Origin of the sequence: Exiguobacterium sp. ERU653, assembly GCF_018617775.1 — a bacterium.
In the GTDB taxonomy this organism is placed as follows: Bacteria; Bacillota; Bacilli; order Exiguobacteriales; family Exiguobacteriaceae; genus Exiguobacterium; species Exiguobacterium marinum.
This window is the reverse complement of the sequence record NZ_JACSKV010000001.1, coordinates 1,147,632-1,163,382: the sequence shown is the minus strand read 5'-3', so window position 1 is coordinate 1,163,382 and position 15,751 is coordinate 1,147,632. Positions and strand designations below refer to the sequence as shown.

The 15,751-nt window shown below is 46.1% G+C and carries 13 protein-coding genes and 1 other annotated feature; of the genes, 6 read left to right on the top strand and 7 right to left on the bottom strand.

The features are described 5' to 3' along the window. Positions 1 to 38: 38 nt before the first annotated feature. The 3 genes from KNO95_RS05990 to KNO95_RS05980 are packed head-to-tail and all read right to left on the bottom strand — an operon-like array spanning position 39 to position 2,479. A complete protein-coding gene (locus KNO95_RS05990; protein WP_214878466.1) occupies positions 39 to 1,208 on the bottom strand; it encodes an acetoin utilization protein AcuC in 1,170 nt (389 codons plus the stop codon). Beyond that, on the bottom strand, positions 1,205 to 1,837 hold the full coding sequence (locus KNO95_RS05985; RefSeq protein WP_214699215.1) for an acetoin utilization AcuB family protein: 633 nt from the start codon (positions 1,835 to 1,837) through the stop codon (positions 1,205 to 1,207). Before KNO95_RS05985 ends, KNO95_RS05990 begins: the two co-directional genes overlap by 4 nt. Before the next feature lie 12 nt (positions 1,838 to 1,849). Then, positions 1,850 to 2,479 carry a GNAT family N-acetyltransferase gene (locus KNO95_RS05980; RefSeq protein ID WP_214703501.1) on the bottom strand — a complete coding sequence of 210 codons (630 nt, stop codon included), beginning with the start codon at positions 2,477 to 2,479 and terminating at the stop codon, positions 1,850 to 1,852. Between the two features lie 154 nt (positions 2,480 to 2,633). Here KNO95_RS05980 and acsA point away from each other — a divergent pair, with 154 nt between their 5' ends. After that, positions 2,634 to 4,340 carry an acetate--CoA ligase gene (gene acsA, locus KNO95_RS05975; protein ID WP_214878465.1) on the top strand — a complete coding sequence of 569 codons (1,707 nt, stop codon included), beginning with the start codon at positions 2,634 to 2,636 and terminating at the stop codon, positions 4,338 to 4,340. Positions 4,341 to 4,377: 37 nt separating this feature from the next. Here acsA and KNO95_RS05970 read toward each other — a convergent pair whose 3' ends face one another. Then, on the bottom strand, positions 4,378 to 6,858 hold the full coding sequence (locus tag KNO95_RS05970) for a transglycosylase domain-containing protein (protein WP_214878464.1): 2,481 nt from the start codon (positions 6,856 to 6,858) through the stop codon (positions 4,378 to 4,380). 169 nt (positions 6,859 to 7,027) lie between these two features. Further along, positions 7,028 to 7,229 (top strand) — a binding site (T-box leader). 48 nt (positions 7,230 to 7,277) lie between these two features. Between KNO95_RS05970 and tyrS the strand changes: the two genes are divergently transcribed. Both tyrS and KNO95_RS05960 read left to right on the top strand, forming a co-directional pair. Continuing rightward, complete coding sequence (gene tyrS / locus KNO95_RS05965) at positions 7,278 to 8,525, top strand: tyrosine--tRNA ligase (RefSeq protein ID WP_214701775.1); 1,248 nt, start codon at positions 7,278 to 7,280, stop codon at positions 8,523 to 8,525. Positions 8,526 to 8,625: 100 nt separating this feature from the next. Continuing rightward, positions 8,626 to 9,252 (top strand): GTP pyrophosphokinase, encoded by a 627-nt coding sequence (locus tag KNO95_RS05960; RefSeq protein WP_026825584.1) that lies wholly within the window; start codon positions 8,626 to 8,628, stop codon positions 9,250 to 9,252. Between the two features lie 35 nt (positions 9,253 to 9,287). On the opposite strand, the gene rpsD is transcribed toward KNO95_RS05960, so the two are convergent. Beyond that, positions 9,288 to 9,887, bottom strand: coding sequence for a 30S ribosomal protein S4 (gene rpsD / locus KNO95_RS05955; RefSeq protein ID WP_026825585.1), 600 nt, complete (start codon positions 9,885 to 9,887; stop codon positions 9,288 to 9,290). A gap of 222 nt (positions 9,888 to 10,109) precedes the next feature. Continuing rightward, positions 10,110 to 10,592 (bottom strand): GAF domain-containing protein, encoded by a 483-nt coding sequence (locus tag KNO95_RS05950; protein WP_214701776.1) that lies wholly within the window; start codon positions 10,590 to 10,592, stop codon positions 10,110 to 10,112. A 235-nt stretch (positions 10,593 to 10,827) separates the two neighbouring features. Between KNO95_RS05950 and ezrA the strand changes: the two genes are divergently transcribed. Continuing rightward, the gene (ezrA, locus tag KNO95_RS05945; protein ID WP_214701777.1) at positions 10,828 to 12,558 is read left to right on the top strand and encodes a septation ring formation regulator EzrA; all 1,731 of its coding nucleotides are present in this window, start codon (positions 10,828 to 10,830) and stop codon (positions 12,556 to 12,558) included. A 74-nt stretch (positions 12,559 to 12,632) separates the two neighbouring features. Continuing rightward, a complete protein-coding gene (locus KNO95_RS05940; protein ID WP_214701778.1) occupies positions 12,633 to 14,204 on the top strand; it encodes an amidohydrolase in 1,572 nt (523 codons plus the stop codon). A 55-nt stretch (positions 14,205 to 14,259) separates the two neighbouring features. On the opposite strand, the gene KNO95_RS05935 is transcribed toward KNO95_RS05940, so the two are convergent. Continuing rightward, positions 14,260 to 15,078, bottom strand: coding sequence for an NAD kinase (locus KNO95_RS05935; protein WP_214702815.1), 819 nt, complete (start codon positions 15,076 to 15,078; stop codon positions 14,260 to 14,262). Positions 15,079 to 15,227: 149 nt separating this feature from the next. Here KNO95_RS05935 and tpx point away from each other — a divergent pair, with 149 nt between their 5' ends. Then, on the top strand, positions 15,228 to 15,716 hold the full coding sequence (tpx, locus tag KNO95_RS05930; protein WP_026825590.1) for a thiol peroxidase: 489 nt from the start codon (positions 15,228 to 15,230) through the stop codon (positions 15,714 to 15,716). The last annotated feature ends 35 nt before the right edge of the window (positions 15,717 to 15,751 follow it).

Sequence of the window (15,751 nt, the reverse complement as noted above, 5' to 3'; positions counted from 1 at the left end):
CCTCCCCAATCATCACGTGATGATTGGGGAGGCTCTTTTCATAAATAAATAGATTTGCGGTCATTCGAAATGAATGGCCAAAACGCACGTTTTGTGACTTCCCAATTTTTCTCTTCGATTTGTTGCCGTCTCGGGATATGGTCGAACGCGTAAAGTGAATCGTCCCATCGCGAGGGCAAGGGTTGACCGGCAACACCGGACCAATGTTCAATCCATTCATCAGGAAGTTCTCCAGTATATGGTGCCTCTCTCGTCAATCCGGCCCATACTTGAGCCCAGGCGCGCGGTACGGCACGATACCAGTCGTATCCGCCACCACCGAGCGCGACGAGGCGCCCATCTGTATATTCGTCTGCCATACGAGAAGCGATTTGTGGAATTTGTTCGAACGTCCGAATTGTTGATGCCAAATGCGTAAGAGGGTCAAAGGCATGAGCATCCGCGCCATTTTGGGTCAGAATGATATCCGGTTTGAACCATTCGCATGCCTCTCGTAAGACGGTCTCATAGCATTTTAAAAATGAATCGTCTTCTGTGAATGCATCGACCGGTACGTTCCAACTATAGCCGTACCCGTTCCCGTTCCCTCGTTCCGTCACAGTTCCGGTACCTGGAAAGAGGTAGCGCCCCGTCTCATGAATGGATAACGTCATCACATCATCGTCGTCATAAAAGAGCCACTGGACCCCGTCTCCATGATGCGCATCCGTATCAACATAGAGAACGCGTGACCCGTATTGTTTCCTGACATGCGCAATGGCGACAGCGGCGTCGTTATAGACGCAAAACCCGGAAGCTTTACGCCGCATACCGTGATGTAATCCGCCTCCGACATGAAAGGCGCGCTCTCTTTTTCCGCTCGCCACGAGGTCGAGTGCATGAATCGTCCCTCCGACTAGACGAGCGGCCCCTTCATGAATCGTTGGGAAGATTGGTGTATCTTCCGTTCCGAGACCAAACTTATTCGCTTTCAAGGATGAAAGTTCCCCGGCTGCTGCTGTTTGAACAGCTTCAATGTAGTCTAAATCATGAACAAGTGCTAACTCTTCGACCGAAGCGATTGAGGGATTGACACACTCTGATTTTGAGAGCTTCCCAGAAGCAAGCAGAAGAGATGTTGTCAATTCAAGTCGTAATGGATTGAACGGATGATCCTCGTGAAAACGATAGGATGTTTCGTCTTCTCCGAATATGTAAATCGGTCTCATCGCGACATCTCCGGTCCGAGTACTTCATATCCTTCTCGTTTCAAGCGTTCAATGATGCGTAATGGATTCATCGTCTGGATGCGGAAAGAGACAATCCGTTTATAGGGATCACTCGTGGGGTGGACGAAAACGTTAATGATGTTGACGTTTGTCTTGGCGAGTAGTCGGGTCACTTTTTCGAGCGTGCCGGTCGTGTTCTCAACCAAGATTTCGATTTGTGAGCTCGGTTCGAGTGCACCAGTCAATTGTACGAAATAACGTAATAAGTCTGTCTCGGTCAGCACTCCGACGAGTTTTCCTTGTTCGACAATCGGAAGACAAGTTAGTCGATTTTCGTAAAATAAGGCAGCGGCATCTTCAAAAAAATCGAAAGGATGTGCTGTAGGAACCTCAGAGCGCATGATGCTCGATATCGGATTTTGAAAGTCAGCATTTTCACTTTCTGGGTGAAATACACTCGTCGCACCGCTCATCTCGAATTGTCCAACAATTCCGACTACTTGTCTTGCCGGATTTGTCACAATCAAATGTCTGACACGATGTTCCCGCATCAGTTTAGCGGCGTGAGCGATTGTATTAGTCGGTTGAATCGTCACGACATGTCGATTCATCATCTGTTCGATTAACATGAAATCCCCTCCTTAGTCGTACATGAATCGTCGGCGTAGCCGAAGCGAATCAAAATGATCGATTGATTCTTGTCTCACGTTCTTCCCGATTCGTGCCATTAAGCAGTTGGCAGGGTGAGAGGCGATTTCAGGGTCGTCTGTAGGGAAGAATACGAGTCCGCCATGGTTCATCATTTTCTCCATGACTTTTCGATAATCCCAAATCGAAAGTCCACTGCCCTTTAGATCCCAATGCCAATAATATTCAGTCGTTAAAATTAAGAAATCATCCATATGCGGGTCCATCATAGATACTTCAAGTAATTGCTTGCCAATCCGTTGACCACGAAAGCGTGGGCTCACCTCAATCGCACCGAGTTCAAGGATATACGGGTCGTTTCCTTCACTCCAACGCTCGTACGGGTCAGGATAGAGAAATGTCACGTAGCCGATGACGAGGTTATTTTGTCGAGCGACAATGATGCGTCCCTCTTTTAAGTCAGCAATACCGACAAGCGCTTCGTGCTGATCTTCCGGTTCGCGAAAAGCTGTTAATCCTTCATCGAGACGATACGTCTGCAACACGTCAGCTGCCACCGGACCGTCAATCGTCACTTCGCCTTGTGAGGTCTGCCACAGTTTTGAGTGATATTGTTTTTCCATTGGGTCACCACCTTTTCCATCTTATATTATAGCGCTTTCATTGCGTATGAATCACCCGTTTTGATGAATTTGGAAATTCGTTGATTTGTCATAATTTTAACACTATACTGAAAGTGGTTATACCAATCTTTACAGGGGAGGCGAATCTTTAACGATGGAAAAATTGAAAGCGTTAACAGGGGAGCATCAATTAGCGTCGTATGAAGAGGCTTGTCAGTCGTTTGAATGGACACAAGCAGAAACATTATTTTCTTGGAATTTGACGGGGAAAGTCAATTTGGCATATGAAGCAATCGATCGCCATGCAGAGAGTGAATTGGCGACAAAAGTGGCATTGCTTTATTTCGATGGGGGTCGGGAAGAGCGCTACACGTATGCGGATATGAAGAGAGAGAGTAATCGTTCTGGTAATGTTCTGAAGTCGATTGGTGTGGATAAAGGCGACCGCGTCTTTATCTTTATGCCACGTCAGCCAGAACTTTATTTTATTTTACTCGGAGCAATCAAACTCGGAGCCATCGTCGGGCCACTGTTTGAGGCATTCATGGAACAGGCGGTTCACGACCGGTTACTCGACTCGGAAGCGAAAGTGATTGTGACGACGAAAGAACTATTGCCACGTGTCCCAGTCGACCAATTGCCACATCTTGAGACGATTTTACTCGTCGGTGACGATGTTGAGGAATCGGGAAAAGCACTCGATTACCGTAAACTCGCGAACGATGCGACAACAGATTTAGAGTTGACGTGGGTCGATCGTGAGGATGGTTTAATTTTACACTATACCTCTGGTTCGACTGGGAAGCCGAAAGGTGTTCTCCACGTCCACAACGCCATGATCCAGCATATGATGACAGGCAAATGGGTACTCGACCTTCAACCTGACGATGTTTACTGGTGTACAGCTGACCCGGGGTGGGTGACTGGGACGAGTTATGGGATTTTTGCACCGTTCTTAAACGGCGCGACAAACGTCATCGTCGGGGGACGATTCAATCCGGAATTTTGGTACTCGGTCATCGAACGATTTGGCGTAACAGTCTGGTATAGTGCACCGACAGCATTCCGCATGCTCATGGGTGCAGGCGATGAAGCGTTTGAAAAATATGACTTGTCCTCTTTACGTCATATCCTATCTGTCGGGGAGCCGTTGAACCCTGAAGTCATCCGCTGGGGACATGAGGCGTTCAACCTCCGGATCCACGATACGTGGTGGATGACAGAAACTGGGGCCATGATGATTTGTAACTACCCGACAATGGATATCAAACCAGGGTCGATGGGGAAACCGATTCCTGGATGCGAAGCGGCCATTTTGGACGACCGTGGCAAACCGCTCCCGCCGCATCGAATGGGGAACTTGGCACTCAAGACACCTTGGCCATCGATGATGCGGAAGATTTGGAAGAACGATGCGAAGTATGAGAGCTATTTCTGGGGAGATTGGTACGTATCTGGTGACTCGGCTTACATGGATGAAGACGGATACTTCTGGTTCCAAGGACGTGTCGACGATGTCATCATGACAGCGGGAGAACGAGTAGGACCGTTTGAAGTCGAAAGCCGACTCGTCGAACATCCGGCTGTCGCTGAGGCGGGCGTCATCGGAAAACCAGATCCAATTCGAGGTGAAATCATCAAAGCGTTCATCGCGCTTCGGAAAGGCTATGAGCCGTCGGATGAGTTAAAGCAAGAAATTCAGCAATTCGTCAAAGAAGGATTGGCTGCTCACGCGGCACCACGCGAAATAGAATTCAAAGACAAGCTGCCAAAAACGCGGAGTGGTAAGATTATGCGTCGCGTCTTGAAAGCTTGGGAGTTGAATCTCGAGGCCGGTGACTTATCGACGATGGAAGACTGAAGCAAAAAAGGCCGACACGAAATGTGTCGACCTTTTTTCATTCACCATCCGAATCGGCGTTATCTTCAGCTGGTTGATCGGCTTCTTGTTGGGCCTCTTCTTCAGCTTGAGCCTCTTCCTCAGCTTTTTTCTTCGCTTCTTCTTCCGCTTTTTTCTTGGCAGCAGCATCAGCTTCAGCTTTTCGTTTAGCTTCTTCTTCGGCTTTTTTCTTCGCTGCAGCATCGTCAGCAGCTTCTTGTTTCTTCTCTTCAGCTTCTTTCTTAGCTTCCTCAGCCTTTTTCTTGGCTTCTTCTTCTTTTTTCTTCTCTTCCTCTTCTTTTTCTTTCTCTTCTATTTTCTTCTTCTCAGAGAATGAACCAGAATCTGTGAAGTCTTTTGCAGAGACGCTTGAAGGTTGCGAGAAGCGTGCGCTGACGTTTAGTGCTTTAGGGTTATCTGCATATACACGATTCATCGTTTGTGACCAAATGCGTTGCGTTCGCTGATAGTAACGCCCATATTCCCAGCTGTCTAGCATCGAGGCAAGTTGTGAATCATAACCAGACCAGACAGCGAGTGTGACGTTCGGGTTCGATCCAACTAAATAAGAATCGCGTTGAGCGTTCGTTGTACCGGTTTTACCCATCCAGTCGCCAGGGACGTTGAGTAAGGATTGTGCGTATGTCGCAGTACCTGACGTGTAAACATCACGCAACATATCGAGCACGAGATAAGAGGTACGTTCCGTGAAAATACGAGTTTTCTTCGGTTTCGCTTCGTAAATCACTTCACCTTGATATTCGATTTCTTGGATGAAGTAAGGCTCTACATGCTCACCGTAGTTAGCGAGCATCGCATACGACGCTGCCAAATCGATTGGCTTTACTTCTCCTGTACCGAGGGCCATTGCTGATGCGTAACGATTTCCTTCGGATACAGGAATCCCCATATCCACTAGTTTCTGTGTATCGGCAGGTTTTTGATTACGTTCCTCATAAATTTTAACGGCCGGAACGTTCAATGAAAGCTTGAGTGCATCGCGCACTGTGACGACTCCGCGATACGTCTTCCCTTCGTTTTGAACTTGTTTTTTCGGTTGTCCCGGACCAGTGAACTGATAGTAATATTCTTCGTCAATAATTTGAGTGGCTGGTGTGATCATGCCAGCTTCGATTGCGTTTGAATAGACGAGAATTGGTTTTGCAGTCGATCCGATTTGACGTTCAGCCCAGAAAGCACGGTTCAAGTCATCCGTCTTACCGTTGATATATCGACCTCCGACGAATCCAAGTACTTTCCCAGTTTTGTTTTCAATCATAACCGAAGAGGTTTGTTCAGGAAGTGTACGGTCCTCTTCTTCGACATATTGATTCGGACCAAAGTTTCCGGCATTTTTAGCCGGTTGTTGCATCGCTTCGTGCACTTCTTTATCGAGTGTCAAACGGATGTTGAAACCACCTTGACGCAACATGTTATGCGCACGCTTGGCATAAGTGGATTGGACAGAGTCTTTTTCTTTAGAACTCAATTCATCAATTTCAATTCCATCTTGCTCCAATAAATAATCTGTCACAATCTGACGTGCTTGTAGTTCCGCTTCATCAACAACATACGGATATTTGTCACGGGGCTTCGTCTGTGTCTGCATGAAGTCTTGCGTAATGTCATAGTTGTAAGCTGCATCATACTCTTCTTGCGTAATCTTCCCGGCGACGTACATCCGGTTCAATACCGTTTTCATTCGATTGACTGCACCCGATACGTCTTCTTTAATGACACCACCTTGATAGTAGGGTGTATAGAAGAACGGGTTTTTCGGAATCCCGGCAAGAAAGGCGGCTTGAGGGAGCGTTAACTTCTCTGCCGAAGTATTGAATACACCACGAGAAGCTGCTTCAATTCCGGAGATATTGCGTCCCATCGAGTTACGACCGAAAGAGACGACGTTCAAGTAGGCATTTAAAATTTCATCCTTATCCATCGCTTTTTCAAGTCGTAGGGCAAGTAAAATTTCTTTTGCTTTTCGTTCGAACGAAACTTCATTCGTCAACATTTGGTTTTTGATCAATTGCTGGGTGAGGGTTGAACCACCCGTACGATCTTCTGATCCGGTTGCTTCTTGTAAAATCGCGCGTAATGTTGCTTTCGGAACGACTCCGTCGTGCTCGTAGAACTCGACATCCTCTGTCGCAAGAAGCGCGTCGACGACGTAAGGGGATACTTTCTCTACCGGAATCGGGATTCGGACTTCATCGGTCGTATAGTTCCCGATGCGTTCCCCGCTCCCGAAGAAAATATTTGAGGTCGATGTGTACGTATTGATTTGTGACGTCATCGTCTTGTATGCAGGGGTAGGCATATCTTTGACAAGGGATGCGAAATATCCGACACCGATTCCAGCACCTAAAAACCCGATTAACATAACAGAAATGATGGTCAGAAGCAGAACGTTCCACGACACATCATACATAACATTTGCATAGCGACGTACTTTCAATGACGTCGGATTATTCCATAAGTCTCGAATCTTCTGCAGCATGACAGCCTCCTTAAATATGGTGTAAAACTATTTTAGACAGTAATATATTCGATTATAGCACAATTCAACCTACACCTTACCGTGAAACCGATGTCTCGTGCAAGTTTCGATATGGGAGTTGACAAGTCGAAAACGATGCTTATAAAATGAATAACATAGTCAACAATATCATGACGCCTTGAAGAAAGCGAAGTAGTCGGTCGGCCTCTTGTCCAGAAAGCTAGTGGTTGCTGTGAACTAGCCAACGCCAAACGATGAATTACACTTTCAGAGCGTGCCATTAGGCCGGTTCGAGACCGTTATCTCTCGCTCAAAGCGGTCGCATCATATTGCGACAAGTAGGGTGGTACCGCGGAATCTCCGTCCCTTCTCATATTGAGAAGGGACGTTTTTTTATGTCAATTGAAGGAGTGGAACAAATGGAACTATTAAAAGATTTAGAGTTTAGAGGGCTTGTCAACCAAATGACAGACGAAGAAGGATTGAAGGAACAACTCAAGGGTCCGACGACGTTGTACACGGGATTTGACCCGACAGCGGATTCGCTTCATATCGGGCACTTATTGCCGATTTTGACGTTAAAACGTTTCCAACAGGCAGGTCATCAGGTCATCGCGCTTGTCGGTGGGGCGACAGGTATGATTGGAGATCCGTCCGGGCGTTCAGACGAGCGTTCTCTTAACACATTGGATACGGTCAAACTCTTTTCGGATCGTATCAAAGACCAGTTAAGCCGATTCCTCCCGCTTGAAGGAGAGAATCCGATCACAATCCGTAACAACTACGAATGGACAGAAGAGATGTCGATTATCGACTTCCTTCGCGATATCGGTAAACATTTCCCGATCAGTTACATGTTAGCGAAAGATTCGGTGGACTCGCGCATGGAGAGCGGGATCTCTTACACTGAATTTTCATACATGTTGCTGCAATCATACGATTTCTTGAAATTATATGAGACTGAAAAATGTCGTCTTCAAGTCGGAGGCAGTGACCAGTGGGGAAACATCACAGCAGGTCTTGAATTGATCCGTCGCTTCGGCCATTCGGAAAAAGCGTTCGGACTCACGGTGCCGCTCGTCACGAAGTCGGATGGTCAGAAATTTGGGAAGACGGCCGGCGGTGCAGTTTGGTTGGATGCTGACAAGACTTCACCGTACGAGTTCTACCAGTTTTGGATTAACGTCGACGATGCCGATGTCATCAAGTTCATCAAGTACTTCACGTTCATGTCTCATGAAGAAATCGAAGCACTTGCAGCTGAAGTGACGGAAGCACCGGAGAAACGTGTGGCACAGCGACGTCTCGCAGAAGAGATGACGAAGCTCGTCCACAGTGAAGCAGGGCTTGAGCAAGCTGAACGCATCACGAGAGCATTCTTCAGTGGTGATCTGACATCACTTCAACCGGAAGACATGGAGGACGCATTCAAAGGAATGCCGCAATTTGAACTTGACGGGGAACGTAACCTTGTCGACCTCCTCGTCGAAGCGAAGATTTCACCATCGAAACGTCAGGCACGAGAAGACGTGACGAACGGGGCGATTTACTTGAACGGCGAGCGTGAACAGGCACTTGATAAAGTCATCACGCGTGCTGACACACTCGGCGAATTTACAATCATTCGTCGTGGTAAGAAAAAATACTTTGTGATTCGTCACGTATAATCATCATGTCCGTCCGTTCCTTTTTTGTTGAGGAATGGACTTTTTTAACCCTTTTTCAGCTATGGTGATTTGATAAAATGATGAGGTAGGAGGGATGATAATGGAAATAGAAGAGTTTTTCGGTGATCAGTTCCATCAATGGCGCGAACATTTTCGATACTATGAGATGGCCATCACAGAACTTGAGAGCGACCTCGGGATCATCGACTTAGATTGGCAGACGCGACTCGGGTATTCACCGATTGAACATGTGAAGACGAGGATGAAGACGTTGCCGTCCATCGTACGCAAGATGAGGCGCAAAGAATTGCCGTTAGAAATCGAGGCGCTTTGGGAACATGTGCATGATGTAGCGGGAATACGGATTGTTACGAGCTTCCGAGATGATATATATGCGATTTTACGTCATTTAGAGGCGCGGGATGATTTGGAGATTATCGAAGTCAAAGATTATATCGAGCATCCGAAGCCAAGCGGGTATCGCAGCTTACATCTCATTGTGAAGACAAAAGTCTATTTGGCCGAACGAATTATCTGGGTGCCGGCCGAGATTCAGATTCGGACGCTCGCCATGGATTTTTGGGCAGCGACGGAACATAAGCTTCAATACAAATATCAGCATGCGATACCGGAATCGTCCAAAGAAGAGCTCATTGAGGCTTCTTTTATGGCCGATGCCCTCGACACACAGATGGGACGTATTCGACAAGAAATCTTAAAGAAATAAAAAAATCCCCTTCTCGAAGAAGGGGATTAAAAGCATTAACGTGAGTAGTACTCGACGATGAGTTGCTCTTTGATTTGGTCGTTAAGTTCAGCGCGTTCTGGGAGACGTACGAATGTACCTTCGAGTTTCTCAGCGTCAAACGATACGAAGTCTTTTGTAGCTGGTGCTACTTCAAGAGCTTCAGCGATTGCTTTAACGTTTTTCGATTTTTCGCGAACTGCAATAACTTGACCAGGTTTTACGCGGTAAGACGCGATGTCTACGCGTGATCCGTCAACTGTGATGTGACCGTGGTTGACGAGTTGGCGTGCTCCACGACGTGTGCGAGCGAGACCGAAACGGTAAACGAGGTTGTCAAGGCGTGATTCGAGCAAGAACATGAAGTTCTCACCGTGGATGCCTGGCATTTTACCAGCATCGTTGAAGATGCGGTTGAATTGCTTCTCGTTCACTCCGTACATGTGACGAAGTGCTTGCTTCGCTTGAAGTTGAAGACCGTATTCTGAGATTTTCTTACGACCATTTCCGTGTTGACCTGGTGCGTAAGGACGTTTTACTAATTCTTTACCCGTTTCGCTAAGCGAGATGCCTAAGCGACGCGAGAGTTTCCAAGCTGGACCTGTGTAACGAGCCATGTTTGGACTCCTCCTTGTTGTTCATGTATTTTGCACAAAAGAACAACGGTGTCAAAGACGAGTAACGCCCCTTTCAAGGTGCAAGCACCTTCACTTGATAGCGAAGCTACGAGATGCCCCTCCGACTAAGTCGAGGCCCGAAAGGTGGATACGTTTGTCAGTGACTGCTATCGTCATTTCATGCACAAAGATGAGTATACGATGAAACGTGATGCTTGTCAATCAAATATAGTGAAGTAATGTCTCACAAAAATGTTCGAGTCCTTGACGATCGACTTCGGAGAATCGATTAAATTCAGGGCTGTCGATATCGAGGACGCCGATTGTTTTACCGTCGCGCACGAGAGGGACAACGATTTCCGAGTTTGAAGCTGCATCACAAGCGATATGTCCCGGGAATTGATGGACATCGGCCACAAGCTGAGTTTTTTGTGTAGACGCTGCCGTTCCACAAACGCCTTTTCCAAATGCGATGTGCACACAGGCCGGTAGCCCTTGGAAAGGACCTAAGATGAGACTCTCCTCAGAATTTGTCACATAAAATCCAACCCAGTTGATGCGATCTAAAAATTGATTCAGTAAAGCACTCGCATTAGCTAGGTTAGCCACTTCATTTGTCTCACCTTCTAATAGTGCAGCGAGTTGCTTATTTAATAGTTCATAACCTGCAGCTAAATCACCTGAATACGATGTCGTTTGGAACATAGCAAATCCCCTCCGTCTTTCATGTTTTTAGAATTTAGCATTATGGTACACGCAAATTAGTGATTTGTCTTGCGGAAAAGTTCTGAAAAAATGAACAATCTCCATTGAAACCATTGGAAAACCTATGCAAATCATTGGTTCTATAATATGATTAAGTATATCTATTCTTATAAAATACTTCTTTTTAATATAAGGTACATAAGTCCACGAAAGCGGCTTGGAGGTTGTGACAAAGATGGATTACGGAATTTATGGATTGATCATTGGAATCATCGTCGTCGTATTAGGCGGTATGTTGGGCAGTATGCTCATTCGAAGGAACTTTTATCAAAAAATTGATGACTTGGATATGAGGAAACAAAGTGTGCTCAGTGCGAGCGTACCTGTTGAACTCCAAAAGTTCAAACAATGGCCGATGGAAGGGGAAACAAAGGAAAAGTTTGATCGTTGGCATCAGTCTTGGGATGAGCTGGTCAGTGTGCATACAGGTCAAATTGATGAAGCGTTATATGGAGCTGAAGAAGATCTTGATAAATATCGCTTTATGAAAGTGAAGACCGACTTAAATGCAACAGAGCAACTCATCGAAGAACTCGAGGCGATGGTACACGCCATGCTCGATGAGATGGATGAGTTTACAACACACCACACTTCGCTAATGGATATTGTGAAGCAAGATGAGAAAGAACTGTATCAGTTCCGCAAAACATTGAACTCTCAAAACCATGCATTCGGACCGACTTATGCTCTTGTCGAACAAGAGATTGCAACCGCTGAGGCGAAGCGAAGTGAGATGATCAATTTAAAGCAAGTCGGTCAAGTATCTGAAGCATTTGAAACCGGACAAGCACTTTCGGACAAAGTCGGACATATCCGTGAGTTGATTCGAATCATTCCCCAATTTGTACGAACGGTTCAAGTTGAGTTAAAACAACAACTTCAACAGTTGCGGGCTGGACATAAAGAAATGCAAATGGACGGATATGCGCTCGAACCGCTCGGGCTGATGGATGAAATCGACCAAGCGGAAGAACGTCGTGAGGAACTGATGACTCGAATCGAGCGATTGGAATTCGATCATTTCGAAGAGGACATGCAACAATTGAGTTCGGATATCGACCAACTATTTGAAGCATTCCGAACGGAAGTCGATGCTCGTCAATACGTGAAAAAAGAATTTGCAGCGATTCAGGAACGAGAACGTCAATCCACTGAAATCATGAACAACCTACAAACTGAAATGTCTCGACTCGTCAGTAATTATGAAATCAATGCCCGCGTCGGTGAAGAGTTTGAACAACTAGAACGTGAACTGACGGAGCTTACGGCCAACGTCCTTGATATCGAACAAGCTCTTGTCGCTCAAATGTTGCCGTTTAGCATGATTAAATCTAAAGTGCAGGAAGCGAAACGATCACTCGACCAATTCAATGCGATGCACGAACGGTTCATTGACGACACGAATTCATTAAGAAAAGAAGAACTTGAAGTACGACACAAGCTAGAGACGTGGAAGAAAGAATTGTCTGGCCACCGACGACTTTTGGCAAAAAGTGCGATGCCGGTTGTACCAAGCGACTTGTCGAACGACTTACGTCAACTTCAAAAAGGTGTCCAGTCGTTAGATGAACAGTTCGATAAGGCGCCGTTCAATATGACATACATCGTAGGGCTCAGTCATGACGTGGAAGAAATGATGGACCATTTCCGTGACCGTGTACATGCCCTCATTCGCCAAGTGACGTATGCCGAACAGTTATTACAGTATGCGAACCGTTTCCGTCGTCGTGACAACGAAGTGCACATTGCTCTGACGCTTGCAGAAAATAAATTTTTGCATGGTGAGTACGGTACTGCCGTTGAAATCGGTGAGCGGGTGCTTGGGCGATTTGAAGAAAACGGGGCGCATGAAATTCGTCAACGTGTGGATAAAGGGTTAGAGCAACAAGAGTTACTAAAAAAATAATCGATGCATGAAGATTGACGGAAACGGGAAAAACGTAGACGTCAATCTTTTTTCAATCAAGGAGGAATCGTCAGATGGGTACGTTATGGGTCAATGGGAACATCTATACGTTAAATAAACCAGGTGAGATGATGCGAGCCATGTTTGTAGAGCATGGTCGGGTCTTAAAAATGGGAGAAGAAGGACATCTTCGTCGTACATACGCCGGTCGGATTGAAGAGATTGTGAACTTGGAAGGGAAAAGTGTATATCCAGCCTTCACTGACTCACATATCCATCTCGTCGGCTACGGAGAAGCGTTAGAACGTGTCGATGCAAGCGAAGCGACCAACCTTCGAGAATTACTTGAGACGATGAAACAACAAGGGTCTGGGGACGAATGGATTGTAGCCGAAGGGTTTGATGATCGTTTGCTTGGCGAAATGCCGACGCGAGACATGATTGATGAAGTCATCTCGGATCGTCCTGTCGTCTTGAAGCGTGTCTGTCGTCATGTGGCGGTTGTGAACTCGAAAGGACTTGAACGCCTCGGTTTGATTCATCATACGGTCATCGAAGGTGGGAAACTCGGCCGAGACGAGGAAGGAAAGTTGAACGGCGTCTTATATGATACTGCCTTAGACCTTCTTTATAAAGAACTGAGTGGGAATCGAAAGAAAAATGCTACCTCGCTCCGTCGCGCAATCGATTCATTATTCTCGCATGGCATCGTGGGTGCTCACACCGAAGACTTATTTTATCATGGAGACCCACTTGAGACGATTCAAGCGTACGAGGATGTTTTAGAAGACCTCCCGTTTCAGGCGCATCTTCTCGTTCATGAGCAGGCGGTGGACCGTATTATTCAACAGGATGCGATGACAAAGCGAAAACGGTTTGATTTTGGGGCGATGAAGTTGTTTGTGGACGGTTCGTTCGGTGGACGCACCGCTCTTTTATCCGTTCCTTATGCGGATGATCAAAGTCAGCGCGGAATCGAAGTGCATCGACCGGACCATCTCGAAGCGCTCGTGAAAAAAGCGCGGACGTACGGAATGAATGTGGCGGCACATGTGATCGGGGATGCGGCGGTCGAACAGTTTGTCGGTTTACTCGAAAAATATCCTGCTAAAAAAGGAACGAGAGATCGAATTATTCACGCTTCGCTATTAAATGATTCACTCATCAACCGCATCAAATCGCTACCCGTGTTGATTGACGCACAACCTGTATTTTTATCGGATGATTTAGATATGTTATTCGAACGGTTAGGGAATGAACGCGTTCATGATGTGTATCGGTTCAAATCATTACTAGATACGGGGGCCCTCTTATTAGGAGGAAGTGATGCTCCGATTTCATCCGTCGATGTTCGAAAGGGGTTGTTCGGTGCAGTGACGAGACAGTCGTTCAAAGGGTCGAGCACGCTAAATCCAAACGAACGCCTATCGATGTATGAAGCACTCCGTAGCTTCACTTATTCACCTCATGTTGCAACCGGTACACATGGTAGGAATGGGCTGTTGATTCAAAGTTACAATGCCAATTTCACAGTATGGGATGAGGATTTCTTTAAATTAAGCGGAGAAGACATTCTTCATAATCGTCTCGTCATGACGGTCGTCGAAGGAAAGCCGGTATACGAGGCAGAAGTCATCACATCGTAAACTATTAAAGAGGAGTCGATTCATCCAGGTCGGATGAATCGACTCCTCTTGTTTATTAGAAGAATGAACGTTGTACTTTGTGCCAGAACGAGTTGGTCCGGAGTTTGACGGTCTTGATGACTTGGTCTGAAAGCTCGATATCAATTCGGTCTGTATATTTTAAACTAAGTGCCTCGTTATCCATACCGATGATCGGATAGTCATTTCCGTCTTCGACGATACGAAGCGATAGCTTACGTGAGTCGTGGACGATGAAAGAAGAGCCAAGCGTACGGTATCGATTATTGTTGACCGATGCGATTTCGCTCACTTGCATGCAAGGGATGAGTGGATCGACGACCGCACCGCTCAATGATTTGTTATAGGCAGTCGAACCGGTCGGAGTCGAGACCACCATTCCGTCCCCACGGAATGTTTCGAAATGTAAGTCGTCGATATATACCTCGATGGCAAGTGATTTGATGATACTAGATTTAATCGAAGCTTCATTTAAACAGAGAAGCGGTTTCGATTCGTTGATTGATGAAGAGAGAAGCGGATACTTCCGTACTTCGATGCCTTCTTCGATCCGTGTCGAGTTGTCTGAGAAGAGTCGGTCAACTTCATCGAGTTTATGTATATCAAAATCACAATAAAACTCGTTCAATCCGCGTCCGAATCCGACATAAATGGCATCTTGACGGAAACCGGTGTAACGAACAGCCTGCAAGAATGCGCCGTCCCCGCCGACTGCTGCGATAATGTTCGCGTCCTCAGGTTGATTCACGATGTTAAATCCGTGTTTTTCTCCAATTTCTTTTAACTTTTTCACTTCTTTAGTGAATTCGTTGACGTTACGATGGTACAAATAGACGTTGTTTCTCATCTGAGTCATCCCCTTTGTCAATGGTGTCTCCTTTATTATAACGTGTTTCTTCTGACCAATATAGGGAAAACTGAAACAGAGCCAAAAGCAGGAAGTTTGTCAAAGGCTCGAATTCATCGATATGATGAACAAGTAACTACAACAAAGGGGATGAGTTTATGCCAACATTTAAAGGGAACAACGTGACATTACAAGGGAATCCAGTGAAAGTGGGAGACGAAGCTCCTGATTTCCGTGTTTTAACGACCGCTTTAGAAGAAGTGACATTAGCAAGTTACCCGGGTAAAAAACTGATCAGCGTCATTCCTTCGATTGATACAGGCGTATGTGACGCACAAACGCGTGAATTCAATGAGAAAGCTTCTTCACTTGGCGGAACGGTCTTGACCGTGTCGAACGACTTACCATTCGCACAGCGCCGTTGGTGTTCAGCATCTGGTCTAGATAACGTGGTCACACTCTCCGACCACCGCGATCTTTCATTCGCGAAAGCGTACGGAGTCTTAATTGAAGAAATGCGTCTTCTCGCACGTTCTGTGTTCGTCGTCGATTCAAATGGAACTGTGAAGTATGTTCAATATATGGATGAAATGACAGATGAAGTCGATTTTGAAGCGGCATTACAAGCGTTCGAACAAGCGAATTGATTCGTTTGGCGAAATTGATTAAAATAGCTTACACT

Coding starts and splice junctions, on each gene's coding strand:
- acsA (WP_214878465.1), top strand. CDS start 2,634: ATGGAAAAATTGAAAGCGTTAACAGGGGAGCATCAATTAGCGTCGTAT.
- ezrA (WP_214701777.1), top strand. CDS start 10,828: ATGGATTACGGAATTTATGGATTGATCATTGGAATCATCGTCGTCGTA.
- rpsD (WP_026825585.1), bottom strand. CDS start 9,887: ATGGCTCGTTACACAGGTCCAGCTTGGAAACTCTCGCGTCGCTTAGGC.
- KNO95_RS05980 (WP_214703501.1), bottom strand. CDS start 2,479: ATGGAAAAACAATATCACTCAAAACTGTGGCAGACCTCACAAGGCGAA.
- KNO95_RS05940 (WP_214701778.1), top strand. CDS start 12,633: ATGGGTACGTTATGGGTCAATGGGAACATCTATACGTTAAATAAACCA.
- KNO95_RS05960 (WP_026825584.1), top strand. CDS start 8,626: ATGGAAATAGAAGAGTTTTTCGGTGATCAGTTCCATCAATGGCGCGAA.
- tyrS (WP_214701775.1), top strand. CDS start 7,278: ATGGAACTATTAAAAGATTTAGAGTTTAGAGGGCTTGTCAACCAAATG.
- KNO95_RS05990 (WP_214878466.1), bottom strand. CDS start 1,208: ATGAGACCGATTTACATATTCGGAGAAGACGAAACATCCTATCGTTTT.
- KNO95_RS05970 (WP_214878464.1), bottom strand. CDS start 6,858: ATGCTGCAGAAGATTCGAGACTTATGGAATAATCCGACGTCATTGAAA.
- KNO95_RS05950 (WP_214701776.1), bottom strand. CDS start 10,592: ATGTTCCAAACGACATCGTATTCAGGTGATTTAGCTGCAGGTTATGAA.
- KNO95_RS05985 (WP_214699215.1), bottom strand. CDS start 1,837: ATGTTAATCGAACAGATGATGAATCGACATGTCGTGACGATTCAACCG.
- tpx (WP_026825590.1), top strand. CDS start 15,228: ATGCCAACATTTAAAGGGAACAACGTGACATTACAAGGGAATCCAGTG.
- KNO95_RS05935 (WP_214702815.1), bottom strand. CDS start 15,078: ATGACTCAGATGAGAAACAACGTCTATTTGTACCATCGTAACGTCAAC.